The organism is Stutzerimonas stutzeri (assembly GCF_002890915.1).
Lineage (GTDB): Bacteria > Pseudomonadota > Gammaproteobacteria > Pseudomonadales > Pseudomonadaceae > Stutzerimonas > Stutzerimonas stutzeri_AF.
The window spans coordinates 340,072-363,890 of the sequence record NZ_POUT01000003.1; the positions used below are offsets into that span (position 1 = coordinate 340,072).

At 68.5% G+C, this 23,819-nt stretch carries 29 protein-coding genes and 1 riboswitch; of the genes, 20 read left to right on the forward strand and 9 right to left on the reverse strand.

Annotated features, from left to right (window positions below; translation table 11 throughout):
- Positions 1 to 7 precede the first annotated feature (7 nt).
- From cydB to nhaD, 6 genes are all read left to right on the forward strand, one after another.
- On the forward strand, positions 8 to 1,150 hold the full coding sequence (gene cydB / locus CXK94_RS08735) for a cytochrome d ubiquinol oxidase subunit II (protein ID WP_102894016.1): 1,143 nt from the start codon (positions 8 to 10) through the stop codon (positions 1,148 to 1,150).
- 47 nt (positions 1,151 to 1,197) lie between these two features.
- Positions 1,198 to 1,323: a cytochrome bd-I oxidase subunit CydX gene (gene cydX, locus CXK94_RS08740; RefSeq protein ID WP_037039682.1), complete on the forward strand. Its 126-nt coding sequence runs from the start codon at positions 1,198 to 1,200 to the stop codon at positions 1,321 to 1,323.
- Positions 1,313 to 1,597 (forward strand): cyd operon YbgE family protein, encoded by a 285-nt coding sequence (locus CXK94_RS08745; protein ID WP_037039680.1) that lies wholly within the window; start codon positions 1,313 to 1,315, stop codon positions 1,595 to 1,597. Before cydX ends, CXK94_RS08745 begins: the two co-directional genes overlap by 11 nt.
- A gap of 214 nt (positions 1,598 to 1,811) precedes the next feature.
- Positions 1,812 to 2,444 (forward strand): C40 family peptidase, encoded by a 633-nt coding sequence (locus CXK94_RS08750; protein ID WP_102894017.1) that lies wholly within the window; start codon positions 1,812 to 1,814, stop codon positions 2,442 to 2,444.
- Between the two features lie 88 nt (positions 2,445 to 2,532).
- Complete coding sequence (locus CXK94_RS08755) at positions 2,533 to 3,048, forward strand: C40 family peptidase (RefSeq protein ID WP_102894018.1); 516 nt, start codon at positions 2,533 to 2,535, stop codon at positions 3,046 to 3,048.
- A 154-nt stretch (positions 3,049 to 3,202) separates the two neighbouring features.
- Positions 3,203 to 4,465, forward strand: coding sequence for a sodium:proton antiporter NhaD (gene nhaD, locus CXK94_RS08760; RefSeq protein WP_102894019.1), 1,263 nt, complete (start codon positions 3,203 to 3,205; stop codon positions 4,463 to 4,465).
- 51 nt (positions 4,466 to 4,516) lie between these two features.
- On the opposite strand, the gene CXK94_RS08765 is transcribed toward nhaD, so the two are convergent.
- Complete coding sequence (locus CXK94_RS08765) at positions 4,517 to 5,323, reverse strand: metallophosphoesterase family protein (RefSeq protein WP_102894020.1); 807 nt, start codon at positions 5,321 to 5,323, stop codon at positions 4,517 to 4,519.
- Between the two features lie 149 nt (positions 5,324 to 5,472).
- Positions 5,473 to 5,686: riboswitch (cobalamin riboswitch) on the forward strand.
- A gap of 118 nt (positions 5,687 to 5,804) precedes the next feature.
- On the opposite strand from CXK94_RS08765, the gene btuB reads away from it, so the two are divergent.
- From btuB to CXK94_RS08825, 12 genes are all read left to right on the forward strand, one after another.
- Positions 5,805 to 7,667 carry a TonB-dependent vitamin B12 receptor gene (gene btuB, locus CXK94_RS08770; RefSeq protein WP_102894021.1) on the forward strand — a complete coding sequence of 621 codons (1,863 nt, stop codon included), beginning with the start codon at positions 5,805 to 5,807 and terminating at the stop codon, positions 7,665 to 7,667.
- A 27-nt stretch (positions 7,668 to 7,694) separates the two neighbouring features.
- The gene (locus CXK94_RS08775) at positions 7,695 to 8,270 is read left to right on the forward strand and encodes a hypothetical protein (RefSeq protein ID WP_102894022.1); all 576 of its coding nucleotides are present in this window, start codon (positions 7,695 to 7,697) and stop codon (positions 8,268 to 8,270) included.
- On the forward strand, positions 8,270 to 8,872 hold the full coding sequence (gene cobO / locus CXK94_RS08780; protein WP_102894023.1) for a cob(I)yrinic acid a,c-diamide adenosyltransferase: 603 nt from the start codon (positions 8,270 to 8,272) through the stop codon (positions 8,870 to 8,872). The genes CXK94_RS08775 and cobO overlap by 1 nt, the downstream gene beginning before the upstream one ends.
- A gap of 109 nt (positions 8,873 to 8,981) precedes the next feature.
- Positions 8,982 to 10,274 (forward strand): cobyrinate a,c-diamide synthase, encoded by a 1,293-nt coding sequence (locus CXK94_RS08785; protein ID WP_102894024.1) that lies wholly within the window; start codon positions 8,982 to 8,984, stop codon positions 10,272 to 10,274.
- Positions 10,271 to 10,921, forward strand: coding sequence for a 5,6-dimethylbenzimidazole synthase (gene bluB / locus CXK94_RS08790; RefSeq protein ID WP_102894025.1), 651 nt, complete (start codon positions 10,271 to 10,273; stop codon positions 10,919 to 10,921). Before CXK94_RS08785 ends, bluB begins: the two co-directional genes overlap by 4 nt.
- Complete coding sequence (cbiB, locus tag CXK94_RS08795) at positions 10,918 to 11,829, forward strand: adenosylcobinamide-phosphate synthase CbiB (RefSeq protein WP_102894075.1); 912 nt, start codon at positions 10,918 to 10,920, stop codon at positions 11,827 to 11,829. The genes bluB and cbiB overlap by 4 nt, the downstream gene beginning before the upstream one ends.
- Positions 11,822 to 12,811 (forward strand): threonine-phosphate decarboxylase CobD, encoded by a 990-nt coding sequence (cobD, locus tag CXK94_RS08800; protein WP_102894026.1) that lies wholly within the window; start codon positions 11,822 to 11,824, stop codon positions 12,809 to 12,811. The genes cbiB and cobD overlap by 8 nt, the downstream gene beginning before the upstream one ends.
- Positions 12,808 to 14,259, forward strand: coding sequence for a cobyric acid synthase (locus CXK94_RS08805; protein WP_102894027.1), 1,452 nt, complete (start codon positions 12,808 to 12,810; stop codon positions 14,257 to 14,259). Before cobD ends, CXK94_RS08805 begins: the two co-directional genes overlap by 4 nt.
- Positions 14,260 to 14,331: 72 nt before the next feature.
- A complete protein-coding gene (gene cobU / locus CXK94_RS08810; protein ID WP_102894028.1) occupies positions 14,332 to 14,850 on the forward strand; it encodes a bifunctional adenosylcobinamide kinase/adenosylcobinamide-phosphate guanylyltransferase in 519 nt (172 codons plus the stop codon).
- A complete protein-coding gene (gene cobT / locus CXK94_RS08815; protein WP_102894029.1) occupies positions 14,850 to 15,899 on the forward strand; it encodes a nicotinate-nucleotide--dimethylbenzimidazole phosphoribosyltransferase in 1,050 nt (349 codons plus the stop codon). Before cobU ends, cobT begins: the two co-directional genes overlap by 1 nt.
- Positions 15,896 to 16,480, forward strand: a complete 585-nt coding sequence (cobC, locus tag CXK94_RS08820) for an alpha-ribazole phosphatase family protein (RefSeq protein WP_102894030.1) — start codon at positions 15,896 to 15,898, stop codon at positions 16,478 to 16,480. Before cobT ends, cobC begins: the two co-directional genes overlap by 4 nt.
- A 12-nt stretch (positions 16,481 to 16,492) precedes the next feature.
- The gene (locus CXK94_RS08825) at positions 16,493 to 17,230 is read left to right on the forward strand and encodes an adenosylcobinamide-GDP ribazoletransferase (protein WP_102894031.1); all 738 of its coding nucleotides are present in this window, start codon (positions 16,493 to 16,495) and stop codon (positions 17,228 to 17,230) included.
- 203 nt (positions 17,231 to 17,433) lie between these two features.
- Here the strand turns inward: CXK94_RS08825 and grxD are convergent, their stop codons facing one another.
- The 7 genes from grxD to CXK94_RS08860 form a co-directional block, all read right to left on the reverse strand.
- Complete coding sequence (gene grxD, locus CXK94_RS08830; RefSeq protein WP_102894032.1) at positions 17,434 to 17,766, reverse strand: Grx4 family monothiol glutaredoxin; 333 nt, start codon at positions 17,764 to 17,766, stop codon at positions 17,434 to 17,436.
- A gap of 4 nt (positions 17,767 to 17,770) precedes the next feature.
- Positions 17,771 to 18,130: a thiosulfate sulfurtransferase GlpE gene (locus CXK94_RS08835; protein WP_102894033.1), complete on the reverse strand. Its 360-nt coding sequence runs from the start codon at positions 18,128 to 18,130 to the stop codon at positions 17,771 to 17,773.
- Positions 18,127 to 18,684: a nitrogen fixation protein NifQ gene (locus CXK94_RS08840; protein ID WP_102894034.1), complete on the reverse strand. Its 558-nt coding sequence runs from the start codon at positions 18,682 to 18,684 to the stop codon at positions 18,127 to 18,129. Before CXK94_RS08840 ends, CXK94_RS08835 begins: the two co-directional genes overlap by 4 nt.
- Complete coding sequence (locus tag CXK94_RS08845) at positions 18,681 to 19,127, reverse strand: ArsC/Spx/MgsR family protein (RefSeq protein WP_102894035.1); 447 nt, start codon at positions 19,125 to 19,127, stop codon at positions 18,681 to 18,683. The genes CXK94_RS08840 and CXK94_RS08845 overlap by 4 nt, the downstream gene beginning before the upstream one ends.
- Before the next feature lie 10 nt (positions 19,128 to 19,137).
- Positions 19,138 to 19,416 carry a 4Fe-4S binding protein gene (locus CXK94_RS08850; RefSeq protein ID WP_014596147.1) on the reverse strand — a complete coding sequence of 93 codons (279 nt, stop codon included), beginning with the start codon at positions 19,414 to 19,416 and terminating at the stop codon, positions 19,138 to 19,140.
- An 11-nt stretch (positions 19,417 to 19,427) separates the two neighbouring features.
- Positions 19,428 to 20,942 carry a nitrogenase cofactor biosynthesis protein NifB gene (gene nifB, locus CXK94_RS08855; RefSeq protein ID WP_102894036.1) on the reverse strand — a complete coding sequence of 505 codons (1,515 nt, stop codon included), beginning with the start codon at positions 20,940 to 20,942 and terminating at the stop codon, positions 19,428 to 19,430.
- A gap of 267 nt (positions 20,943 to 21,209) precedes the next feature.
- Entirely contained in the window at positions 21,210 to 21,602 is a 393-nt protein-coding gene (locus CXK94_RS08860; protein ID WP_102894037.1) for a GFA family protein, read from the reverse strand.
- Positions 21,603 to 21,799: 197 nt separating this feature from the next.
- Between CXK94_RS08860 and CXK94_RS08865 the strand changes: the two genes are divergently transcribed.
- Positions 21,800 to 22,279, forward strand: coding sequence for a VOC family protein (locus CXK94_RS08865; protein ID WP_011912486.1), 480 nt, complete (start codon positions 21,800 to 21,802; stop codon positions 22,277 to 22,279).
- A 29-nt stretch (positions 22,280 to 22,308) separates the two neighbouring features.
- Here the strand turns inward: CXK94_RS08865 and CXK94_RS08870 are convergent, their stop codons facing one another.
- The gene (locus CXK94_RS08870) at positions 22,309 to 23,232 is read right to left on the reverse strand and encodes a LysR family transcriptional regulator (protein ID WP_102894038.1); all 924 of its coding nucleotides are present in this window, start codon (positions 23,230 to 23,232) and stop codon (positions 22,309 to 22,311) included.
- Between the two features lie 143 nt (positions 23,233 to 23,375).
- Between CXK94_RS08870 and CXK94_RS08875 the strand changes: the two genes are divergently transcribed.
- On the forward strand, positions 23,376 to 23,777 hold the full coding sequence (locus CXK94_RS08875; RefSeq protein WP_014596151.1) for a RidA family protein: 402 nt from the start codon (positions 23,376 to 23,378) through the stop codon (positions 23,775 to 23,777).
- Positions 23,778 to 23,819: the final 42 nt, after the last annotated feature.

Sequence of the window (23,819 nt, forward strand, 5' to 3'; positions counted from 1 at the left end):
AATCACCATGTTCGATTACGAGGTACTCAAGCTGATCTGGTGGGTGCTGATCGGTGTATTGCTGATCGGCTTCGCCCTGACCGATGGCTTCGACATGGGCGCCATGGCGCTGATGCCCTTCGTCGGCAAGACCGACAACGAGCGGCGGGTGGCGATCAACACCATCGCGCCGCACTGGGATGGCAACCAGGTATGGTTCATCACCGCCGGTGGTGCACTGTTCGCTGCCTGGCCGATGGTCTACGCGGTGGCCTTCTCCGGGTTGTACTGGGCGATGCTGCTGGTGCTGTTCGCACTGTTCTGCCGCCCGGTGGGCTTCGACTACCGCAGCAAGGTGGCGGACCCGCGCTGGCGCAACGCCTGGGACTGGGCGCTGTTCGTCGGTGGCGCGGTGCCGGCGCTGGTGTTCGGCGTGGCCTTCGGCAACCTGTTCCTCGGCCTGCCGTTCCAGCTCGACGAGCTGATGCGCTCCACCTACCACGGCTCCTTCTTCGCGCTGCTCAACCCCTTCGCGCTGCTGTGCGGCATCGTCAGCCTGAGCATGCTCAGCGCCCACGGTGGTGCCTGGCTGATGATGCGAACCGACGGCGCGCTGGGCGAGCGCTCGCGGCAGGCGACCCGGTTGTGCGCGCTGGTGTTCCTGCTGGGCTTCGTGGCGGCCGGGCTGTGGCTGGCGCTGGGCATCCAGGGCTTCAGCCAGCTGTCGGTCACCGACCCGGGGGCGGCGCTCAATCCGCTGCTGCACAAGCAGGTGGCACAGGACAATGCCGGCTGGCTGGCCAACTACCGCCTGTATCCGCTCACCCTGGTTGCGCCGGTCATCGCCATCGCCGGCGCGCTGCTGGCCCTGCTCGGCGCCAGCCGCAACAGCGGCGCCGCGAGTTTCCTCGGCACCAGCCTGATGATCGTCGGCAGCATCTGCACCGCGGGCTTCGCGCTGTTTCCCTTCGTCTTCCCGTCGAGCCTGGACCCGGCATCGAGCCTGACCCTGTGGGATGCGGTATCCAGCCGCAAGACCCTGGGCATCATGTTCGTCGTGGCCTGCATCTTCGTGCCGCTGATCCTCTGCTACACGCTGTGGAGCTACGTGCGCATGTGGGGCCGGCTGAACGACAAGAGCATCGAGGCCAACCCCCACGGGCTGTACTGATCGCGCAGGCGGGCCGTCCTGGCCCGCCTCGCCAAGGAGAAACGACTATGTGGTACTTCACCTGGATTCTCGGTGTGCTGCTCGCCTGCAGCTTCGGCATCATCAACGCGCTGTGGCTCGAAGCCACGCAGGATCTGGATGCGGAGCCGGGCCGGGATCGGCATGGCCGCTGACTGGCTCTACCGGCCGGCCAGCCGCGCACTGTCGCTGCTGCTGGTCGCGCCGCTGGCGTTGCTGCTGCTGATCCATCCGGCGGCGATGCTCGACAGCCAGGGTGGCTACAGCCATCCGTTGCTGATGCTGGTGATGTGGGGCATCTCCGCGGGCTTCGTGCACGGCCTCGGCTTCGTTCCGCAATTCTGGCTCTGGCGCTGGCTGCTCGGGCCGCTGCCGGGCTGGACGCTGGCGGCACTGGGCTATCTGATCCTGTGGCAGGCGCAACGCTAGCGGCCGTTGCCGCTGTGCCAGCCGAATCCACGACCAATTGAACGAACCAGCCGGGCAGGCCGCCGGGGCTCATGCAAGGGCCGTCGGGCTGAGGTGGCTGGGCCAGACGTTTTGCCGCAGTCGATTCGTCACATTTCGTCCGATTGAATTTGATCATCGGCGCGAGAGCAGGCATAGTCGCCGGCACTTTGAAATCACCGACACGGTCGTGCCCATGCGCCAACGCTTCGCACCCCTCGTGCCCCTCGCACTGATTGCCCTGCTGACCGCTTGTGCCGGCCAGCCCGTCCAGACCGAACGGCAGTTCGTATCGCCTCGTCTGGCACAGCATCATCCCCTGGCCGAATTCGATTTCGCTGCCCTTGGCAAGGCGAGCGAAGACTCGCTGGACGCGCTCACCGACGAGCACGACTACCAGTTGCCGCACCTGGCCGACAGCATTCTCGAGCGGGGTTTCACCCTGGTCGGCACGCCATACCGCTATGGCGGCAATTCGACGAAGACCGGTTTCGATTGCAGCGGCTTCGTCGGCTTCCTGTTCCGCAAGGAGGCGGGCCTCGAACTGCCACGCTCCACCCGCGAGCTGATCAACCTCGATGCGCCCGTGATCGAGCGCGGCGAACTCGCGCCCGGGGATGTGGTGTTCTTCAACAACCGCGGCCGTGGCCGGGTCAGCCATGCCGGCATCTATATCGGCGACGATCGCTTCATTCACGCATCCAGCAGCCGCAGCGGCGGAGTGCGGGTCGATAGCCTGGACGACAAGTACTGGCGGGCCAGCTACCTGGAAGCCAAGCGCGTGCTGGCGCTGGCCCCGCCGTTGGCGCCGAGCACGGTGCATCGCTGATTCCCGGTCATATTCGCTGACGCCGCGGGCTTGCGTCTTCGCGTGCCTGCCGGCAGAGTGATGGCTCGACCGCCAGGACCGCTCTGCCATGCCTTTTCCGGCTCGTCTCTCGATCATCCTGCTGATCGCTCTGCTCAGCGCCTGCACCGGCCCCGCACCGCAACCGCCGGTCATCGCGCCGGTCGAACCGCCGGCTGCCGGTGCGGCCGAAGACGTTCTCTTCAGTGCCCTGGGCCTGGTCGGCACGCCCTATCGCTACGGCGGTAATACGCCGGACAGTGGCTTCGATTGCAGCGGCCTGATCGGCTACGTCTACCGCGGTGCCGCTGGCATGAACCTGCCGCGTACCACGACCGAGATGAGCCGGATGCGCGGCACCGACGTCGGCCGCGAAGCCCTGCGTGCCGGTGACCTGCTGTTCTTCGCCACCAGCGGCGGGCGCCGCGTCAGCCATGCCGGGATCTACGTTGGCGAGGGGCGCTTCGTCCATGCGCCGTCGAGCGGCGGCACCGTGCGGCTGGACAGCTTGGCGAACAACTACTGGCAGAAGAACTACCTCGGCGCCAAGCGCCTGCTCGACGAGTCGCGTTTCGCCAGCAACTGAGCCTTCCGGATGCATACACATCCTGCAATGGTATGAATTTGACACGTCGCGATTCCTCAATCCTGAGGCTTTGGTTAAGATCGGCGCCCTCACTTCCTCACGTGCGCGGTCCCGCGCACACGCCAGATTTCCTAACCTTCGCTTTGGGTGATTTATGCCTGAAATACTTCCGCTCGTGCTCATTGCACTCGCCGTGGCTGCGCTACTGGGTGTGGTGCTTGAAGAAATAACCCACGTCAACAAGGCCAAGGTGACCTTGTTCTTCGGTACGCTGGCCTGGCTGCTGCTGTTCATCTTCTCGCCCGTGGGCGAGGAGCGGGATCTGGTGCTCACCAGCCTCAACGAGAACATCGCCGAGATCGCCGGGCTGTGGATCTTCCTCGTCGCCGCGATGACCTTCGTCGCCTATCTGAACAAGAAAGGCATGATCGAGAACCTGATCTACCTGGTGCTGCCGCAGCGGATCAGCGAGCGGGCGCTGCTGTTCCTGACCGCGGCGTTCTGCTTCGTGTTCTCCTCGCTGGCGGACAACATCACCGCGACGCTGGTATCGATCACGCTGATCCTGTCGCTGCAACTGGAGCGCGCCAAGACCATCAAGTTCGCCACCCTGGTGGTATTTGCGGTGAACTCCGGCGGTGTCGCGCTGATCACCGGTGACGTCACCACACTGATGATCTTCCTCGCCGGCAAAGTGCAGATCCTGCAGCTGCTGGCCCTGGCGCTGCCTGCCTTCCTCGCCGTCATGGTGCTGGCGGCGATCCTCTCCATCGGCATGAGCGGCGAGGTGCGGGTGCAGGCCCACCGCAAGGACGTGCGCGGCGTCGATGTCGCGATCGCGCTGATCTTCCTCAGCACCATTCTGTTCACCATCGCCGGCAACTTCTTCTTCCAGATTCCGCCGGTGCTGACCTTCCTTGCCGGCCTGTCGATCATGTTCCTGGTGGCGCGCTTCTTCAGCGACGACAACGACACCGATCCGATCCTCGAGTACGTTCGCCAGGTGGAATTCGAGACCCTGTTCTTCTTCCTCGGCATCCTGCTGCTGGTGGGCATGCTCAAGGAAATCCACGTGCTCGACGGACTGGTGCGCATCTACGACCAAGTGCCGCCGATCATGGCCAACTACCTGATGGGCGTGCTTTCGGCGGCCATCGACAACGTGCCGCTGACCGCCGCGCTGCTCAAGTCCGGCCTGCAGATGGGGGTGGCCGAGTGGATGGTGCTGACCTACGCGGTCGGCGTGGGCGGCTCGCTGCTGGTGATCGGCTCGGCGGCGGGGATCGTCGCCATGAGCAAGGTGCAGGGGCTGACATTCGGCAGCTATCTCAAATATGCGCTCTACCTGTTCGTGGCCTTCAACATCGGTTTCGCCGGCGTCTACCTGGTCGGCTTGCTCATGTCCGGCGCGGCTTGAGGTGCCGCCCGTCCCGGCTGCTCCCGAGGCGCCGGGTGGCGGGGCGGCCGTTCACGGCCAGCCCAGGTTGAAGTGCGAACCGAGCGCGAAATGGCCGTCGAGCATGTCCCAGCGCTCGACACAGACCTTCTTCTGCGCGCCGGGCGTGAGTTTCAGCCGGTTGAAGGAGTTCGGCGAAGTGCCCCGCAGCCGCGAGGACAGCGTGGTGCCGGCCTGCACCATCCAGATCTCGCGCGCCAGCCCCTGATACTGCCCGGACAGCGGCAGTACGTAGGGCAGGTGGATGTGCCCCCCCATCACCAGGTCCAGGCCGAGTTCGGCCCAGCGCCGGAGGGCGGCTTCGGCGCCGTGCTGCAGGTTGCTCAGGTCGCTCTGCAGCATGGCGCCGAAGGGCTGGTGGGCGACCACGATGCGCACCTTGTCGCCGTCCGTGCGCGCCAGCCGCTGCGCCACGGCCTCGACCTGTTCGGCCGTCACCCGGCCGTCCTTGTGGCGCCGGGGGTGGGTCGTGTTGAGGCCGATCACCAGCATCTGTTCATTCTCGAAGACCGGTTCCAGCTCCTCGCCGAAGTGCCGGCGGTAGTTGCCGTAGGGCGTGAGGAAGCGGGCGAAGAGGTTGTATAGCGGGATGTCGTGGTTGCCGGGAATCACCAGGGTTTCGCCGATGCCATGGCCGCGCAGGCGCTCGACGAACGCCCGCGCCGCGGCGAACTGGCCACGGCGGGCACGCTGGGTGATGTCGCCGGAGAAGATCAGCAGATCGGCGCCGTGCTCGCGCACGTGAGCCTCCAGCGCCTGGACCACGGGCGGTTGTTCGGTGCCGAAATGGGTGTCGGAAATCTGCAGGATGCTGGTCATGGGCGGCTACGTTGGTCCTGGCTGATCGGGGCATTGTTGCATTCGAAGCCTGTCGGCGTCCGCCGTTCCGGGCTATTGCCGCCACCTGCGGGCAAGAAACGCAAGCGCTGCGACAACCCCACGGTTGCACCGTGCCCTGGCCATGGACTAACCTCCGCGTCGCCTCAGGTGCCACTGGCTCAATGCCAGGGTGAAACAGGGAAGCCGGTCCAGTCGCAACGACGATTCCGGCGCTGCCCCCGCAACGGTAGGCGAGTCGAGAAACCGCAACGGCCACTGTGCTCAAGCATGGGAAGGCGTGGTTTCGGGATGCCGCGGCATCCGCTCGCAAGCCCGGAGACCGGCCTGTCGCATTTCACTGACAGTGCGGCGGGCGCTGAGCGGGCGGGTATCTTGCGGGTACTCTCTCTTTCCGGGTTCTTCCGTCTGTCTTCAGCGACCTTGTGTCGTGCGGGTGGGCACGACGGAGAATCTCGAACCAATGCGCAAGTCCCTTTCCCTGGCTGCAGTGCTGCTGGGCCTGCCTTCCTGTGTCCTGGCCCACGAGGGCGCCCTGCTGCTGGGCCAGCAGCTGATCACCGCCAGCCGTACCGGCACGTCGCCGGTATCCATCGCCTCCAGCAGCCTGATCACGCGTGACGACATCGAGCGCCAGCAGGCCGGCAGCGTGCCGGAACTGCTGCAACGCCTGGCCGGGGTCAGCGTCACCAGCAACGGCGGGCGCGGCAAGAGCACCTCGGTGTCCATCCGCGGCACCAGCGACAAGCATGTGCTGGTGCTGATCGATGGCATCCGGGTCGGTTCGGCCACCTCCGGCAGCGCCGCGCTGCAGAGCATCCCGGTCGAGCAGATCGAGCGTATCGAGGTCGTCCGCGGGCCGCGTTCCAGCCTGTACGGTTCGGAGGCCATGGGCGGGGTGATCCAGATCTTCACCCGTCGCGGCGGCGGCGACGGCTTCAAGCCCTATTTCTCGGCGGGTGCCGGCTCGCGCTCGAGCTACAGCGGCTCGGCCGGCGTGGCGGGTGGCCAGGGCAACGGCTGGTTCAACCTCGGCGTGGCCAGTGAGTCCACCGACGGCATCAATGCCCGTGCCTACCGCAGCAGTGCGCCCGGGGCCTTCGAGCCGGACGCCGACGGTTACCGCGAGCTGTCGGCCCAGCTGCGCACCGGCTATCGCTTCGACAACGGCCTGGAACTCGACGGCAGCTGGCTGCAGAGCGAGAACCACAGCGACTTCGACAGCCGCTCCAGCAGCGGCGCCAGCGGCCGCCACGCCTACAGCGACGGCTCGCTGCAGGCGCTCAGCGGTCGCGCGCGCTTCGCGCCGCTGGCTTCCTGGGACGTCACTCTGCAGGCGGGGCACAGCGAGGACCTGGGCGACAACTTCCAGGACCGCCGCTTCTACTCGCGCTTCGACACCCGCCGCGACAGCGCCAGCTGGCAGAACGACTTCCATGTCTGCGAGGCGCAGCTGCTGACGCTCGGCATGGACTACCAGCAGGACCGCATCGACAGCAGCGACAGCTATGTCGAGGACAGCCGCTACAACCGTGGCTACTTCATCCAGTACCAGGCCGCCTTCGGCCGCCACGGCGTGCAGGCCGGCCTGCGCCGCGACAAGGACGAGTTCTTCGGCTCGCACGATACCGGCAGCCTCGGCTACAGCTTCGAGCTGAGCGAGGCGCTGACGCTGACCGCCGCCTACGGCACCGCCTACCGCGCGCCGACCTTCAACGACCTGTACTACCCGGCCAGCGCCTATACCGCCGGCAATCCGGAGGTCAAACCGGAGGAGTCGGAAAGCTACGAGCTGGGCATTCGCGGCAGCCACGGCTGGGGCGAGTGGAGCGTCAACGCCTACGAGAACCGGATCGAGGACCTGATCGTCTGGGCGGGCAGCAGCCCCATGCGTCCGGAGAACGTCGACGTGGCGCGCATCCGCGGCATCGAGACCCGCGTCGCCACCGTGCTGGCCGGCTGGGACCTGGCCGCCAACCTGACTTTCATGGACCCGCAGGACCGCAGCAAGGCCAACCACGGCCACCTGCTGCAACGCCGCGCCAAGCGCCAGTTCAACCTGGACCTGGATCGCCAGTTCGGCGCCGTCGGCCTGGGCGCCTCGTTGTACGCCGCGAGCGAGCGCTTCGACAAGGCCAGCAATGCCCCCGACACCCGCATGCCCGGCTATGCCCTGCTGGACCTGCGCGGCGAGTACCGCCTCGACGAGGCCTGGCGCCTGCAGGCCAGGCTGGCGAACCTGTTCGACCGCGAATACGAAACCACCCAGACCTACGAACAGCCTGGCCGCGCACTGTATTTCACCGTGCGCTACCAGGCCCTGTAACCGGCAACCCATCCGAGGAGTTTCATCATGCACGTCCTGTCCATGCGCGCCCAGTCGGCAATCGGCGTCGCGCTGATCCTGCTGATGGCCATGACCCGCGGCCAGCACTTCGCCAGCGTCGAGAACCTGCCCAGCGCCAGCTGGTCGATCTTCTTCCTCGCCGGCTTCTACCTGCGTCCGCGCTGGGCGTTCGCGCTGCTGTTCGCCGAGGCCTCGGCGCTGGACTTCGGCTCCCTGGCCAGCGGCAGCATCAGCGACTGGTGCCTGTCGCCGGCCTACTGGGCGCTGCTGCCAGCCTACGGCAGCCTGTGGCTGGCCGGGCGGCTGTTCGCCGGTTGGCAGCGCGACGATCTGCGCAGCCTGGCCGTGCTCGCGTCGACGCTGCTGGTCGCGGGCTTCGCCGCCTACCTGATCTCCGGCGGGGCCTTCTACTTCTTCTCCGGCCGCTATCCGGAGCCGACCCTGGCCGGCTTCCTGCCGCGCATCGCCCAGTATCTGCCGCGTCACCTGGGCAACCTGGCGTTCTACGTCGGCACGGCGCTGGTGCTGCACCTCGGTATCGTCTCGGCGTTGCGCCTGGGCCAGCCGCGGCGGGTGCACTGATGGACGCGCGCGACGCACGACACAAGGCGCGCATGCAGCGCAAGAAGGCGGTGGTCGACGCGAAGATCGCCGAGGCCCAGGACGAATACGGCCTGCTGCTGGTGCACACCGGCAACGGCAAGGGCAAGAGCAGCTCGGCCTTCGGCATGGTCGCCCGCGCGCTGGGCCATGGCATCAAGGTTGGCGTGGTGCAGTTCATCAAGGGAGCGGCCAGCACGGGCGAGGAGGCATTCTTCCGGCGCTTCCCCGAGGAGGTGCGTTTCCACGTCATGGGCGAAGGTTTCACCTGGGAGACCCAGGACCGCCAGCGCGACATCGCCAAGGCCCGCGCGGCCTGGGGGGTGGCTCGCGAACTGCTGGCCGACGACAGTATCGGCCTGGTGGTGCTGGACGAGCTGAACATCGCCCTCAAGCACGGCTACCTGGAGCTGGAGCCGGTGCTCGCCGATATCGAGGCGCGGCCGCTGCCGCAGCATGTGGTGGTCACCGGCCGCGGCGCACCGCCCGGGCTGATCGAGGCGGCGGATACCGTCACCGAGATGGGCCTGGTCAAGCACGCGTTCAAGGCCGGCGTGAAGGCGCAGAAGGGCGTGGAATTCTGATGCCGGCGCTCGAGGATTGTGTAGGGTGGATGACGCCTTTTTCATCCACCACCGGAGTTGTCGGTGGATGGGTAGAGCGTCATCCACCCTACGATGATGAGAGGCTGCGATGAATAGCCGAAGCTGCCCGGCATTGCTGATCGCCGCGCCGGCCTCGGGGCAGGGCAAGACCACCGTCACCGCCGCCCTGGCCCGGCTGCATGCGCGCCAGGGCAAGCGGGTGCGGGTATTCAAGTGCGGCCCGGACTTCCTCGACCCGACCATCCTCGCCCGCGCCAGCGGCCAGCCGGTCTACCAGCTCGACCTGTGGATGGTCGGCGAGGTGGAGTCGCGCCGATTGCTCTGGCAGGCCGCCGGCGAAGCCGATCTGATCCTGATCGAAGGCGTGATGGGGTTGTTCGACGGCAATCCCAGCGCCGCCGACTTGGCGCGGCGCTTCGGCGTGCCTGTGCTGGCGGTGATCGACGGCGCGGCCATGGCGCAGACCTTCGGCGCCCTGGCCCACGGCCTGGCGAGCTTCCAGCCGGACCTGCCGTTCGCCGGAGTGCTGGCCAACCGGGTCGGCAGCGAGCGGCACGGGCAGATCCTGCGCGACAGCCTGCCGGAGACGATCCGCTGGTACGGTGCCTTGCCGCACAGCGCCGGGATCGAACTGCCGAGCCGGCACCTGGGGCTGGTGCCGGCCGGGGAACTGGCTGACCTGGACGCCCGCCTGGATGCCGCGGCCGATGCCCTGGCGACCAGCGCCGATGTGACGTTGCCGCCGGCGATGAGCTTCGCCGCGCCGGCGCCACACGTGCTCGAACCGCTGTTGCAGGGCGTACGCATCGGCGTGGCACGCGATGCCGCCTTCGCCTTCCTGTACCAGGCCAATCTCGACCTGCTGCGGGCGCTGGGGGCCGAACTGCTGTTCTTCTCGCCGTTGCGTTTCGCCCGCTTGCCGGCCGTGGACAGCCTCTACCTGCCCGGCGGCTATCCCGAACTCCATCTGCGCGCGTTGGGCCGGAACCGCCCGATGGCCGAGGCGATCCGTGCCCATCATGCCGCCGGCAAGCCGATCCTCGCCGAATGCGGCGGCATGCTCTACCTGCTCGACGGCCTCGTCGATAAGGCGGGCGAGCATGGTGCGATGCTCGGCCTGCTGCCCGGCAAGGCGCGGATGCAGAACCGCCTGACCGCCCTGGCGCTGCAGGAGGTGGCATTGCCGGAAGGGCACCTGCGTGGGCACACCTTCCATCATTCGTCGCTGGCGTCGCCGCTCGAACCGCTGGCGCGCGGGCAGTGCCCGAACTACAAGCGCACCGCCGAGGCGGTCTACCGGCAGGGGCGAATGACGGCTTCCTATATTCATTTCTACCTGCCGTCCGATCCGGCGGCAGCCGCGGCACTGCTACGGCCATGACCGCGCACGCCTTCACCCCCGAGGAGCGCGCGGCGCTCTACCGCGCCATCGGCGAGCGTCGCGACATGCGCCACTTCGCTGGCGGCGAGGTGGCGCCGGAGTTGCTGGCGCGGCTGCTGGAGGCCGCGCACCAGGCGCCCAGCGTCGGTCTGATGCAGCCCTGGCGCTTCATTCGCATCACGGCCAGGGACCTGCGCGCGCGCATCGGGGCGCTGGTCGAGGAGGAGCGCCGGCGTACCGCCGAGGCCCTGGGCGAGCGCTCCGCCGAATTCATGCGGCTCAAGGTCGAGGGCATCGGCGAATGCGCCGAACTGCTGGTCGCCGCGCTGATGGAGGGCCGAGAGGCGCACCTGTTTGGCCGCCGTACCCTGCCGGAAATGGACCTGGCGTCGCTGGCCTGCGCCATCCAGAACCTCTGGCTCGCCGCCCGCGCCGAAGGGCTGGGCATGGGCTGGGTGTCGCTGTTCGAACCGCAGGCGCTGGCCACGCTGCTGGGCATGCCGGCTGGCGCCAAGCCGGTGGCGGTTCTCTGCCTCGGGCCGGTGCACGACTTCTATCCGGCGCCGATGCTCGAACTGGAAGGCTGGACCCGCGGGCGGTCGCTGGCCGAGCTGCTGTATGAAGACCAGTGGGGGCGGCGGCCATGAGCCTGGCGCTGAGCTGCCTGGCCGGCGTCGGCCTGGATGCGCTGCTCGGCGAGCCGAGGCGTGCGCATCCGCTGGTCGCCTTCGGGCGGCTGGCCGATCGCCTGGAGCGGCATTTCAATGGACCCGACGCGCGCGGCTGGCGCAGCCACGGCGTGACGGCCTGGTGCCTGGCGGTGCTGCCGCCGACCGCGCTGGCCTGGCTGCTCGGCCTGCTACCGGGTGTCGGCTGGCTGGTGGACATCGGCTTGCTGTACCTGGCGCTGGGGCTGCGCAGCCTGGGCGAACATGCGCTACCGGTGGCGCGGGCGTTGTGGTTGGGCGACCTGCCCGAGGCGCGGCGGCGGGTCGGCCGTATCGTCAGTCGCGAGACCTCGGCGCTGGACGAAACGGGCGTGGCCCGCGCCGCCACCGAGTCGGTGCTGGAGAATGGCAGCGATGCGGTGTTCGCCGCGCTGTTCTGGTTCGCCGTCGCCGGTGCGCCGGGTGTCGTGCTCTATCGCCTGAGCAACACCCTGGATGCCATGTGGGGCTACCGCAATGCGCGTTTCGAGCGCTTCGGCTGGGCCGCGGCGCGGATCGACGATGCGCTCAACTATGTTCCGGCGCGGCTGGTGGCGCTGACCTATGCGCTGCTCGGGCGGACCCGCCAGGCCCTGTATTGCTGGCGCAGGCAGGCGCCGCTGTGGGACAGCCCCAACGCCGGGCCGGTGATGGCCGCTGGTGCCGGTGCGCTGGGCGTGGTGCTGGGCGGGCCGGCGATCTATCACGGCGAGCCGCATGCGCGGCCGCCGCTGGGCGAGGGCGAGCCGCCACGGGCGCGGGATATCGAGCGCGCGCTGGATCTGGTCTGGGCCGGCGTCGGCGTCTGGCTGCTGGTGCTGCTGCTCGGAGGCTGGCTGCATGCTTGAGCATGGTGGAAGGCTGCGTACGGCGGCGCAGCGCTACGACATCCCGCTGGCGGACTGGCTCGACCTGTCCACCGGCATCGCCCCCTATGGCTGGTCGCTGCCGAGCATTCCCGCCAGCGCCTGGGGGCGCCTGCCGGAACCCGGCGACGGGCTGGAAGCCGCGGCGCAGCGCTATTACGGTGCCCGCTCGCTGCTGCCGTTGGCCGGTTCGCAGGCGGCGATCCAGGCGCTGCCGCGCTTGCGCCGGCAGGCGCGGGTCGGTGTCGTCTCGCCCTGCTATGCCGAACACGCCGAGGCCTGGCGGCGCGCGGGCCATCGGCTGGTCGAGCTTTGCGAAGCCAGCGTGCCGGGTGCGCTGGATCGGCTCGACGTGCTGGTGGTGGTCAATCCGAACAACCCCACCGGCCGGCTGATCGCCGCCGAGCAACTGCTGCAGTGGCATGCCCGGCTGGCTGCTTCCGGTGGCTGGCTGCTGGTCGACGAGGCGTTCATGGACTGCACGCCGCAGCACAGCCTGGCCGCGCACAGCCATCTGCCGGGGCTCGTCGTGCTGCGCTCGTTCGGCAAGTTCTTCGGCCTGGCCGGTGCGCGGCTGGGCTTCGCGCTGGCGCATGCCGAGTTGCTGCGCGTGCTCGAGGAGCTGCTCGGGCCCTGGGCGATCGGCGGTCCGGCGCGCTGGCTGGGCAGCACCCTGCTCGCCGATGACGAAGGCCAGCAGCGCCAGCGCCGCCGGTTGAACGCCGATGGCGCGCGGCTCGCGGCGCTGCTGGCGGCGTACGGCTTGCCGCCGGTTGGCGGCTGTGCGCTGTTCCAGACGGTGTTCGACGTGGTCGCCGAACCGCTGTACGAGCACCTGGCGTACAGCGGTATTCTCACGCGCTTGTTCATGCCTTTCGGCCTGCGCTTCGGCCTGCCGGGCGAGGAGGCGGGCTGGGCCCGGCTGGAGCAGGCCCTTCGATGCTACCGGGAGCAACATTCATGACCACGCTGATGGTGCAGGGCACCACCTCCGATGCCGGCAAGAGCACCCTGGTGACCGCGTTGTGCCGCTGGCTGGCGCGCCAGGGCGTGGCGGTGGCGCCGTTCAAGCCGCAGAACATGGCACTCAACAGCGCGGTGACCGCCGACGGCGGCGAGATCGGCCGCGCCCAGGCGGTGCAGGCCCAGGCCGCCGGGCTGGCGCCACACACCGACATGAACCCGGTGCTGCTCAAGCCCAACAGCGACACCGGCGCCCAGGTGATCGTTCATGGCCGCGCCCTGAGCTGCATGGACGCAGTGGCCTATCACGACTACAAGCGCGTGGCCATGCAGGCGGTGCTCGAATCCCACCGACGCCTGAGCGAACGCTACCGGGTGGTGATGGTGGAAGGCGCGGGCTCGCCGGCGGAGATCAACCTGCGTGCCGGTGATATTGCCAACATGGGCTTCGCCGAGGCGGTGGATTGCCCGGTGATCCTCATCGCCGATATCGACAAGGGTGGCGTCTTCGCCCATCTGGTCGGCACCCTGGCCCTGCTTTCGGAGAGCGAGCAGGCGCGGGTGCGGGGCTTCGTCATCAACCGCTTTCGCGGTGATATCGCCCTGTTGCAACCGGGACTGGACTGGCTGGAACGACGTACCGGCAAGCCGGTGCTGGGCGTGCTGCCGTACCTGATGGATTTCCACCTGGAAGCCGAGGACGCCATCGATGTGCGCCAGTCGGCCAAGGGCGATCACACGCTGAACGTGGTGGTGCCGGTGCTGCCGCGCATCAGCAACCACACCGACTTCGATCCGCTGCGCCTGCACCCGCAGGTGGCGCTGCGCTTCGTCGGCCCCGGCGAGCCAGTGCCGGAGGCCGACCTGATCATCCTGCCCGGCTCCAAGAGCGTGCGCGCCGATCTCGCCTGGCTGCGCGCCAATGGGTGGGAGGCGGCGATCCGGCGCCATCTGCGCTACGGTGGCAAGCTGCTGGGCATCTGTGGCGGGTTGCAGATGCTCGGCCAGCGCATCGCCGATCCGCTCGGGTTGGAAGGGGCGGCTGGCGCGAGCGACGGGCTGGGGCTGCTGGATTTCACCACCGAGCTGCATGCCGAGAAGCAGTTGCGCAACGTGCGTGGCCGGCTGTGCCTGGAAAGCGCCGAGGTCAGCGGTTACGAAATCCATGCCGGGGTGAGCGAGGGGCCGGCGCTGCGCCAGGCCGCGGTCGAGCTGGACCATGGCCGCCGCGACGGCGTCCTCAGCGCCGATGGCCAGGTGCTCGGCACTTACCTGCACGGTCTGTTCGAAAGCCCGGCGGCCTGCGCCGCGCTGCTGCGCTGGGCGGGGCTCGGCGAGGTCGAGACGGTGGATTACCACGCCCTGCGCGAGCGCGATATCGAGCGCCTGGCCGATCTGGCCGAGACGCGCCTGGATACCCGGCTGTTGCGCAGGCTTTGCGGTGTCTAGCGTTGCGGGCGCCCTTCGTAGGAGGGGCGGGGACGACGGGCCCATGCCCGCGAAACAGGATTGGAGACCGACATGCTTGAACTGATCCTCGGCGGCGCGCGTTCCGGCAAGAGCCGGCTGGCCGAGCGCCTCGCCGCCGAAAGCGGCCTGGCGGTGACCTATGTCGCCACCAGCCAGGCGCTGGACGGCGAGATGGCCGCGCGTATCGCCCAGCATCGCCAGCGTCGCCCCGCGCACTGGTCGCTGGTCGAGGAGCCGCTGCAACTGGCGCGGGTGTTGCGCGAGCAGGCCGATGCCCGGCGCTGCCTGCTGGTCGACTGCCTGACCCTGTGGCTGACCAACCTGTTGCTGCTGGACGATCCGGCGCGGCTGGCCGCCGAGCGCGACGCGCTGCTGGCAGGCCTCGGCCAACTGCCGGGGCGGATCATCCTGGTCAGCAACGAAACCGGCCTGGGCGTGGTGCCGCTGGGCGAGCTGACCCGGCGCTATGTCGACGAAGCCGGTTGGCTGCACCAGGCGGTGGCCGAACGGGCGCAGCGGGTGAGCTTCATGGTCGCCGGGTTGCCGATGATATTGAAAGGAGCGCAGTGATGAGCGAGTGGTGGAATGCGCCGTGCCGGCCGCTGGACGAGCAGGCCCGGGCCCGGGCGCTGGCGCGGCAGGAGCAACTGACCAAGCCGCGTGGCGCGCTTGGCCGGCTGGAAAGCCTGGCGCTGGAGCTGGCGGCGATGCAGGGTTGCGAGCGGCCACGGGCCGAACGCGTGCGCATCGCGGTGTTCGCCGGCGACCATGGCGTGGTGGAGGAGGGCGTCTCGGCCTATCCGCAGGCGGTGACGGGACAGATGCTGCGCAATTTCGTGCGCGGCGGCGCGGCGCTCAGCGTGTTGGCGCGGCGGCTGGATGCGCCGCTGGAGGTGATCGACCTGGGCACCGTCGAGCCGTTGCAGCTGGACGGCGTGACGCACCTGCGCCTCGGCCCGGGCACGGCCAATTTCTCCCGCGCCGCGGCCATGAGCGAAGAACAGCTGCGCCAGGCGCTGGCGGCCGGCCGCGACAGCGCGCAACGGGCGGCGGCTGCTGCCGCGCAGCTGTTCATCGGCGGCGAAATGGGCATCGGCAACACCAGCTGCGCCAGCGCACTGGCCGCGGTGCTGCTGCCGCGCTCGCCGCTGCTGCTGGTTGGCCCGGGTACCGGCCTGGATGCCGCCGGCCTGCAGCGCAAGCTGCAGGTGATCCAGGCCGCGCTGGCGCTGCATGGCGCGTACTGCCGCGAGCCGCTGGAAGCCCTGCGCCGCCTCGGCGGTTTCGAGGTGGCGGCGCTGGCGGGGGCCTATCTCGGCTGTGCCCAGGCCGGCGTCCCGGCGTTGGTGGACGGCTTCATCTGCAGCGTCGCCGCGCTCTGCGCGACACGCCTGAACCCCGAGTGTCGCGCCTGGCTGATCTTCGCCCATCGCTCCGCCGAACCCGGCCACCTGGCGGTGCTCGACGACATGGGCGCCGAACCGCTGCTCGACCTCGGCCTGCGCCTGGGCGAGGGCAGCGGCGCGGCGCTGGCGGTGCCGCTGCTGCAACAGGCCTGCGCGCTGCACGACGGGATGGCGACCTTCGCCGAGGCGGCGGTTTCGGACCGGCCGGCATGAGCGCGCGCATCGATCTGCTGCGCCACGGCGAAACCGAACGCGGTGGCGGCTTTCGTGGCAGTCTCGACGATGCCTTGACCGCCCGCGGCTGGCAGCAGATGCGCGAGGCGGTGGACGGCGCCGGCCCCTGGGACGCGCTGATCAGCTCGCCCTTGCAGCGTTGCGCCGCCTTCGCCCGGGAACTGGCCAGGCGCCGCGGACTGCCGCTGTACCTGGAAGCCGACCTGCGCGAGCTGCATTTCGGCGACTGGGAAGGGCGCAGCGCCGCCGAGCTGATGCAGGCCAGCGCCGAGGCGCTGGAGCGTTTCTGGGCCGATCCCTACGGCTGCACCCCGCCCGGCGGCGAGCCGCTGGCGGACTTCGAACGGCGGGTACTGACTGCCCTGCTGCGCCTGCAGCGCCGCTTCGTCGGCCAGCGCCTGCTGCTGATCGGCCATGCCGGGGTGATGCGCCTGCTGCTGGCACGGCAACGGGGCCTGCCGCGCGAGCGGTTGCTGGAGGTGACGGTGGCGCATGGCGAGCTGCTGCCGCTGGCCCGCTTGCGGCCATGCCCGCATGGCGAGCACGGCGGCAACGCCTGAACGGGAACCGACATGCTGCCGCTATTGATCGCCCTGCAGTTTCTCACCAGCCTGCCGATCCGCCTGCCCGCGCTGCCCACGCCGCGGCAGCAGGGGCGCTCGCTGCTCTGCTACCCGCTGGTCGGGGCTTTGTTGGGCGCGCTGCTCTGGCTCGGCGCCATCCTGCTGGCAGGCGCGCCGCCGCTGTTGCAGGCGGCCTTGCTGCTGACGCTCTGGGTGGCCCTGAGCGGCGCCCTGCACCTCGATGGCCTGGCCGACAGCGCCGATGCCTGGCTCGGCGGTTTCGGCGACCGCGAGCGCACCCTGGCGATCATGAAGGACCCGCGCAGCGGTCCGGTCGCCGTGGTGGTGCTGGTACTGGTGCTGTTGCTCAAGTTCGCCGCGTTGCTGGCATTGCTGCAGGCCCAGCAATACGCAGCCCTGCTGCTGGCGCCCGTGCTGGGACGCGCGGCGCTGCTGGCGCTGTTCCTCACCACGGCTTACGTGCGGCCCAGTGGCCTCGGTCAGGCGCTGGCGGCGAATCTGCCGCGGCCCTGGGCGCGCGGCGTGCTGGCAGCGGCCGCCCTCGGTTGCCTGCCGTTCGGTGCATCCGGGCTGGTTGCCCTGCTGCTGGCCGTGGCGACGTTCTTCCTCGCGCGCCGCGTCATGCTCCGCCGCCTCGGCGGCACCACCGGCGACACCGCCGGCGCGCTGCTCGAGCTGGTGGAGTGCGCGGTGCTGGTGGGGCTGGCGCTGCAGGTGGGGCGGTAGGTTGGGCTGGCTTTGAGTTCGGCGTGTCATGTTGGGCTTCGTCGCTATGCTCCTCAACCCAACCTACTCAGGCCGTAGGTCGGGTTGAGCGCAGCGAAGCCCGACGAGCGCGGGATCAGGCCACGAATTCGTCATGCCATCGGTCTTTTCACGCCCCGGCGATCATCTTCGCCGCGGCACGCTCAGCCTGCGCTCGCCCCGGCCTAGCTTTCCGCCGCGAGGGCGGCATCGAGTTGCGCCACCAGGCTGCCGTCGGCTTCCAGGCCGAGGATGATGTCGCAGCCGCCGACCAGCTCGCCCCGCAGGAACAGCTGTGGGTAGGTCGGCCATTGCGAGATCTTCGGCAGCTTCTCGCGGATATGCGGTGCCAGCAGCACGTTGACCGTGGCGAACGGCCGGCCGCTGTTCTTCAGTGCCGCCACCGCGGCGCGGGAGAAACCGCACTCCGGCGCTTCCGGCGTGCCCTTCATGTACAGCAGCACCGGATGCTCGGCGAGTTGCTGGCGGATGCGTGCTTCGGTATCGAGAACGTGCATGCGTTCACTCCATCGCCAGCGCGTAGCGGGCGCTGTAGGCGCCGGGGGTGGCATGGGCCCGTTGCGGGCGAGCCTTCCAGGCCTCGTAGCCGCCGTCCAGGCTGTAGCAGTTGATGAAGCCGAAGTCGCTGAACAGCTGTGCCATGTCGCGGCTGGCATGGCCGCGTTCGCAACAGATGATCAGGTGGACATGATTCGGCGTGCTCTTGAGCAGCGTGCGCAGGTTCAGCTCGCTGAGGCGGGTGGCGCGCGGGTCGTGGCCCTGGCAGTAGGCGCGGGCATCGCGCATGTCCAGCAGCATGGTGTTTTCGGTCGCCAGCAGCCGCTGGGCCTGCTCGACGCTGATGCGTTGGTAGTCGCTCATTGCTCTTCTCCAAAACAATCGTGATAGGTCGGGCAGGTTTCACAAGAAGGGGAGCGGCAGACGTAGCCGCCGTCCTGTTCGCATAGTTGTTTGTAGAGGAATTTCTTCCAGCGCATGTCCTGGGTGTTGCGCCGGGCCAGCTGCGGGAAGTTGTGCATCAGCAGCGCGTACAGCTGCGCCCGTGAGGCCAGGCCGAGGTCGCGCCACAGGTGTTCGCCACCGAGGCAGGCGGCGGCGACGATGGCGGCCATCGCCGGTTCGCCGTGGTCGTCCTGGCCGTCCAGCAGCAGGTCGTGCAGCGCCTGCCATTCTTCCCGGCGCAGCGCCAGCAACTCTTCGCGCAGGGCGTCGCGTTCGCCGAGCAAGGCCTCGTCGGCGCTACGGGATGGTGGTCGCAGCCCATGGCGTGCCAGGAGCTCGGCGTACTGCGCCGCGTCGAGCCCGAGGTGCTGCGGCAGGCAGCTGCGGCCTTCGCGCTGGGCGCGGATGATCTGCGCCAGCCAGGCCGGGTTGTCGTCGACCGCGACCTCAAGGCAAAGCGCGGCCCGGCTCATTGCGGCGTGCTCGCGGCGGGGCGGCAACCGAGCGCCGAGCTGGTGCCCAGCGAACAACCGCTGATGTTCGGCGCCAGCGCCGGCAGCCGGCCCTTGCACGGCAGCCAGGCGTTTATGCCGACCAGGTCGAAGTCGACCATGTAGTGCATGCCGCAGCGGATCAGCGGGCGGCGGATCAACAGCGGCTGGGCGATCATCAGCTTCAGCGCCTGTTCGGCGCTCAGCCCCGTGGGGTCCAGCTCGCCGTACTTGATCGCCGGTGCCGAGGGGTTGAACCACTCGGTCACCGGCAAAGCGCCGAAGAACGGTCGCAGGCGCTCCGGCGTCCAGGCCTCGCGCAGCAGGTCGCGCACTTCCAGCTCGATGCCCGCCGAACGCAGCAGCTCCTTCTGCAGGCGGTTGGTGGCGCAACCGGGCTTCTCGTAGAAGATGATGCAGGACATGGCAACCTCCTCAACGGGCCTGGATGGTGCGCATGGCCTCGGCCAGCCGTTCCGGCGGAATGCCGGTCAGCGAGCCGGCCGGGTTGGCCGGGCTGCCGTCGGCCAGCAGGATCGCGCCTTCGATGGGGCAGATGCTCGCGCACTGCTGCTCGGCGTAGTCGCCGTCGCATTCGGTGCACTTGTGCGCGCTGATGCGGAAGTACGCAGTGCCGGGGCTGATTGCCTCGCTCGGACAGACATCCACGCAGGCCCAGCAGTTGACGCAGGATTCGACGATTTGCAGTGCCATGCTCCACCTCCTCATGCCATCAGGCATTGCTCCGCTTGGGTTGCCGCGTCGAGGCGGCCGCTGGCGATCATTTCCTGATACACCGCCAGCACCGCTTCCTCGATGGGCTCCATGGCGTGCTCGCCGTTGGGCTGGATGCCGGCGGCTTCCAGCTCGCCCCAGGGTTCGAAGCCGATCTTCGAGCAGAGCACCGCCTCGCAGCCCTTGAGCGCGCGGATGCTGCCCGACAGTGCGCTGTCCTTGTCGCCGCAGCTGTCGTTGCCGATGCAGTACTGCTCGACCTTGCGGTGGCCGATGAAGCGCACCCCGGCCGGCGAGGCCTCGTAGACGAGGAATTCGCGGGCATGGCCGAAGTGCTGGTTGACCAGGCCGCCGCCGCTGGTGGCCACGGCCATCAGCACCGGGCGATGGCCCTTGTCCACTGTGCCGGTGAGCTGCGCAGCGCTGGGGGTGGCCAGGCGCGCCTTCTTCGCCGCGCGTTCGTCCAGCTCCTCCTTGATCGCCGCGTGGATGGCGGCGCGCTTGACCATCGCCGCCTCGTAGTCGACGTCCATGCTCTCGATCTTGTCGAGGGTGAACTCGTCGCCGCGGTCCTCGCCGAGCAGGCCCACCGCGTCGGCGCGGCACTGGCGGCAGTGGCGCATCATGTTCATGTCGCCGGCACAGGCGTCCTGCAGGTCCTGCAGTTCCTCCGGTTCCGGGCTGCGCTGGCCCATCACGCCATAGAAGGTGCCGTGCTCGGCCTCGGCGATCAGTGGCATGACGTTGTGCAGGAAGGCGCCCTTGGCCTTGACGATGCGGCTGACCTCTTTCAGGTGCTCATCGTTGACGCCGGGGATCAGCACCGAGTTGACCTTCACCAGAATGCCGCGCTCGACCAGCATCTCCAGGCCCTTCTGCTGCTGTTCGATGAGGATCTTGGCCGCCTTGCGCCCGCGGATGCGCTTGTTGTTCCAGTAGATCCAGGGGTAGATCTCGGCGCCGATGTCCGGGTCCACGCAGTTGATGGTGATGGTCACGTGGTCGATGTTGTGCTTGGCCAGTTCGTCGACGCAGTCGGGCAGGGCCAGGCCGTTGGTGGAGACGCACAGCTTGATGTCCGGCGCCTGCTCGGACAGCATGCGGAAGGTCTCGAAGGTGCGCTGCGGGTTGGCCAGCGGGTCGCCCGGGCCGGCGATGCCGAGCACGGTCATCTGCGGGATGGTCGCCGCCACCGCCTTGACCTTCTTCACCGCTTGCACCGGCTCCAGCAGCTCGGACACCACGCCCGGGCGCGATTCGTTGGCGCAGTCGTACTTGCGGTTGCAGTAGTGGCACTGGATGTTGCAGGCCGGCGCCACCGCCACATGCATGCGCGCGAAGTAGTGGTGCGCCTCCTCGGAGTAGCAGGGGTGGTTGTGCACTTTCTCGCGGATGTGCTCGGGAAGGTGCGCGAGCTGGTCATCCGAGCTGCCACAGGAACCCGCTGAACAACCGCCCCCGGCGGTTGGCCCGGCCTCGCTCTGGCCCAGTACGTTCAGTTCCATGTTCGGTCTCCGAATAGAGGTCTGTCCCCGGTACCTGCAGCAAGGCTTGTGCCTGTTTTCAAGTCATTGTTTAAGAACGAATTTTTCAGAAAGCGGGCGGAATTCGTTGTTTCGCAACGAACAAAGTGGCGGGGCCGGGCGGGGCGGCTGTCGCAAAGGCGACAAGCTGCGCACGCCCGGTTCCCGGGCTGTCGCGACCCGGTGCTCCAGACGATTGCGCATGGCGGGCCGCGATCCGCACCAGCGCCCCGGCCCGCTGGTGCCGGGCTACTCCTCGAGGCGCCCGCTGGCGTCGCGATCGCGCGCGTAATGATGGGTGAGCGGAAACGCCGGCAGCCAGGACTCGCGGCGGACGGTCCAGAGCTCGTAGGTGGGCATCAGCTGGTCGGGGGCATCGAGGGCTCCCAGGCTCACCTCGATTTCGTCCGCGGTGCGCGCGAAGACGGACGAGCCGCAGCGGGGACAGAAGAATCGCCCGGCGTAGTCGCGTGTCTCGCCCGTGACCGTCACCGCCGCCTGAGGGAATATCGCCGAGGCGTGGAACAGGGCCCCGTGATGCTTGCGGCAGTCGAGGCAATGGCAAAGGCCGACCCGGTATGGGCGGCCCGACGCCACGATGCGGACGTCGCCGCATAGGCAACCACCCGTGAATCGCGCCATGTTGTATCTCCTCTGGGCCAGGCGGCACGGACTTTCCCGGAGCGGGAGCCGCGTGCTTGCCGGACTTATGAAAATAGCAGCTCACGGCTCGAACGGGGCGGCCTCGGCCACGTGCCATGGCAGCACGTCGGCTACCCGGAAGGGCTGGGCGTCGGCGACTAGAATGCCCCTGTCGCCCACCCTTTCGGAGAACCCAGATGATCAGCAAGAACACCATTTGCCTCTGGTACGACGGCGCGGCTCTGGAGGCTGCAAGGTTCTATGCCGAGACGTTTCCGGACAGCGCGGTAGGCGCTGTGCTGCACGCGCCCGGCGACTATCCGGCGGGCCATCAGGGCGACGTCCTGACGGTCGAGTTCACGGTGATGGGCATCCCCTGCCTGGGGCTGAACGGCGGGCCGGGGATCAAGCACAACGAGGCGTTCTCGTTCCAGGTGGCGACCGACGACCAGGCCGAAACGGACCGCTTGTGGAACGCCATCGTCGCAAACGGCGGCGAGGAGAACGTATGCGGCTGGTGCCGGGACAAGTGGGGGCTGTCGTGGCAGATCACGCCGCGTGTCCTGACGGAGGCGATCGCCCATCCCGATCGAGCCGCGGCCAAGCGTGCGTTCGACGCCATGATGACCATGAGAAAGATCGACGTCGCGGCGATCGAAGCGGCCCTGGCGGGCTGACCGGCGCAGCGCTGGCCGGTTCATCTCGCTCATGGCCGCCGGTCGATGATGGGCGCATGTTGCGCCATGAGTTCGGCGACCCAATCGATGAACACCCGCAGCTTGGCGCTGACGTGCCGGTTCGGCGGGAATGCCACGTACAGGGGCATTGGCTCGAGTTGCCAGTGTTCGAACAGGAGCACCAGTTCGCCGCGCGCCAAATGCTCCTTGGCCATGTAGTCCGGCAGCCAGAGGATGCCGAGGCCGGCCAGGCCGGCGGCGAGGTAGGCGTTGCCGTCGTCGACCGCGAGCACGTACTGGCCGAGCACCTCGACGCGTTCGCCGTTGCCGTGCATGGCGTAGGGAAAGACCTTGCCGGCGCGCGCCCAGAGGAAGCCGACGATGCGGTGGTGGGTGTTTTCCAGCTCGCATGGGTGCCGGGGCATGCCGGCGCGTTCCAGGTAGCCCGGTGCGGCGTAGACGCCGAGGCGCAGGTCGCCGACGCGGCGGGCCACCAGCGACTGGTCGGTGATGTCGCCGCCGCGCACCACGCAGTCGACGTTCTCGTCGATCAGGTCGACCCGGCGGTCGCTCACGCCCATGTCGAGCTGGATATCGGGGTAGCGTGCGTGGAAGGCCGGTAGCGCCGGCACCAGGATCATGCGCGCCAGCGGGCTGGGCACGTCCACCCGCAAGCGCCCCCGGGGCAAGGTCGAGGCGCTGGACAGGCTGGTCTCGGCATCGTCCATGTCGGCCAGCAGGCGCACCACGCGCTCGTAGTAGGCGGCACCGTCGGCGGTGACGTTGACCTTGCGCGTGGTGCGATTGAGCAGGCGGACACGCAGCCGCGCCTCCAGTTGCTGCACCAGCTGCGTGACGCTGGTCTTGCTCATGTGCAGGGTCTCGGCCGCCTTGGTGAAACTGCCGGTTTCCACCACACGGGCGAAGGCCTGCATCGCATCGAAACGGTCCATCGCTGCTCCTGTTGCCCGTCGATTGTTTGGAATCTGCAAACAGTGTTGGCTGGGCTTGCGAGTTTATCCAGGCGCTGGGCCGGCCTACAGTCCCCTCCATGGTCAATCACGGGCCGGCACGGCCCATCGATGGAGGAACTCTCATGGCCAAGCGTGACGTCGTTTTCCCAGCCGGGCGCCAGGCGCTCTACGAGCTCAATCGTTATTCGCCGGCGATCCGTTCCAACGGATTCCTGTTCGTTTCCGGGCAGGTCGGCAGCCGCGAGGACGGCTCACCCGAGCCGCAACTGGAGGCGCAGGTCCGGCGCGCCTTCGACAACCTGAACGCGATCCTGAAAGAAGCGGGTTGCACGTTCGACGATGTGGTCGACGTGACCCTCTTCATGGTCGACCCCGAGGCGATCTTCGAGCGGGCCTGGAAGGTGGTGTTGTCCGAGTATTGGGGCGAGGCGCCACACCCGACGGTGACCGCCGTGGGCGTGACCTGGCTCTATGGTTTCCAGTTCGAGGTCAAGGTGATCGCGAGGTTGCCGGAGGCAGGGTGAGCGTGGTGACCCCGTAGGAGCCCGGGGACGCGCCGAGTCCTT

Bases quoted from the DNA above. Each gene is read 5' to 3' on its own strand.
- cydB (WP_102894016.1), top strand. From the start codon at position 8: ATGTTCGATTACGAGGTACTCAAGCTGATCTGGTGGGTGCTGATCGGT.
- cydX (WP_037039682.1), top strand. From the start codon at position 1,198: ATGTGGTACTTCACCTGGATTCTCGGTGTGCTGCTCGCCTGCAGCTTC.
- CXK94_RS08745 (WP_037039680.1), top strand. From the start codon at position 1,313: ATGGCCGCTGACTGGCTCTACCGGCCGGCCAGCCGCGCACTGTCGCTG.
- CXK94_RS08750 (WP_102894017.1), top strand. From the start codon at position 1,812: ATGCGCCAACGCTTCGCACCCCTCGTGCCCCTCGCACTGATTGCCCTG.
- CXK94_RS08755 (WP_102894018.1), top strand. From the start codon at position 2,533: ATGCCTTTTCCGGCTCGTCTCTCGATCATCCTGCTGATCGCTCTGCTC.
- nhaD (WP_102894019.1), top strand. From the start codon at position 3,203: ATGCCTGAAATACTTCCGCTCGTGCTCATTGCACTCGCCGTGGCTGCG.
- CXK94_RS08765 (WP_102894020.1), bottom strand. From the start codon at position 5,323: ATGACCAGCATCCTGCAGATTTCCGACACCCATTTCGGCACCGAACAA.
- btuB (WP_102894021.1), top strand. From the start codon at position 5,805: ATGCGCAAGTCCCTTTCCCTGGCTGCAGTGCTGCTGGGCCTGCCTTCC.
- CXK94_RS08775 (WP_102894022.1), top strand. From the start codon at position 7,695: ATGCACGTCCTGTCCATGCGCGCCCAGTCGGCAATCGGCGTCGCGCTG.
- cobO (WP_102894023.1), top strand. From the start codon at position 8,270: ATGGACGCGCGCGACGCACGACACAAGGCGCGCATGCAGCGCAAGAAG.
- CXK94_RS08785 (WP_102894024.1), top strand. From the start codon at position 8,982: ATGAATAGCCGAAGCTGCCCGGCATTGCTGATCGCCGCGCCGGCCTCG.
- bluB (WP_102894025.1), top strand. From the start codon at position 10,271: ATGACCGCGCACGCCTTCACCCCCGAGGAGCGCGCGGCGCTCTACCGC.
- cbiB (WP_102894075.1), top strand. From the start codon at position 10,918: ATGAGCCTGGCGCTGAGCTGCCTGGCCGGCGTCGGCCTGGATGCGCTG.
- cobD (WP_102894026.1), top strand. From the start codon at position 11,822: ATGCTTGAGCATGGTGGAAGGCTGCGTACGGCGGCGCAGCGCTACGAC.
- CXK94_RS08805 (WP_102894027.1), top strand. From the start codon at position 12,808: ATGACCACGCTGATGGTGCAGGGCACCACCTCCGATGCCGGCAAGAGC.
- cobU (WP_102894028.1), top strand. From the start codon at position 14,332: ATGCTTGAACTGATCCTCGGCGGCGCGCGTTCCGGCAAGAGCCGGCTG.
- cobT (WP_102894029.1), top strand. From the start codon at position 14,850: ATGAGCGAGTGGTGGAATGCGCCGTGCCGGCCGCTGGACGAGCAGGCC.
- cobC (WP_102894030.1), top strand. From the start codon at position 15,896: ATGAGCGCGCGCATCGATCTGCTGCGCCACGGCGAAACCGAACGCGGT.
- CXK94_RS08825 (WP_102894031.1), top strand. From the start codon at position 16,493: ATGCTGCCGCTATTGATCGCCCTGCAGTTTCTCACCAGCCTGCCGATC.
- grxD (WP_102894032.1), bottom strand. From the start codon at position 17,766: ATGCACGTTCTCGATACCGAAGCACGCATCCGCCAGCAACTCGCCGAG.
- CXK94_RS08835 (WP_102894033.1), bottom strand. From the start codon at position 18,130: ATGAGCGACTACCAACGCATCAGCGTCGAGCAGGCCCAGCGGCTGCTG.
- CXK94_RS08840 (WP_102894034.1), bottom strand. From the start codon at position 18,684: ATGAGCCGGGCCGCGCTTTGCCTTGAGGTCGCGGTCGACGACAACCCG.
- CXK94_RS08845 (WP_102894035.1), bottom strand. From the start codon at position 19,127: ATGTCCTGCATCATCTTCTACGAGAAGCCCGGTTGCGCCACCAACCGC.
- CXK94_RS08850 (WP_014596147.1), bottom strand. From the start codon at position 19,416: ATGGCACTGCAAATCGTCGAATCCTGCGTCAACTGCTGGGCCTGCGTG.
- nifB (WP_102894036.1), bottom strand. From the start codon at position 20,942: ATGGAACTGAACGTACTGGGCCAGAGCGAGGCCGGGCCAACCGCCGGG.
- CXK94_RS08860 (WP_102894037.1), bottom strand. From the start codon at position 21,602: ATGGCGCGATTCACGGGTGGTTGCCTATGCGGCGACGTCCGCATCGTG.
- CXK94_RS08865 (WP_011912486.1), top strand. From the start codon at position 21,800: ATGATCAGCAAGAACACCATTTGCCTCTGGTACGACGGCGCGGCTCTG.
- CXK94_RS08870 (WP_102894038.1), bottom strand. From the start codon at position 23,232: ATGGACCGTTTCGATGCGATGCAGGCCTTCGCCCGTGTGGTGGAAACC.
- CXK94_RS08875 (WP_014596151.1), top strand. From the start codon at position 23,376: ATGGCCAAGCGTGACGTCGTTTTCCCAGCCGGGCGCCAGGCGCTCTAC.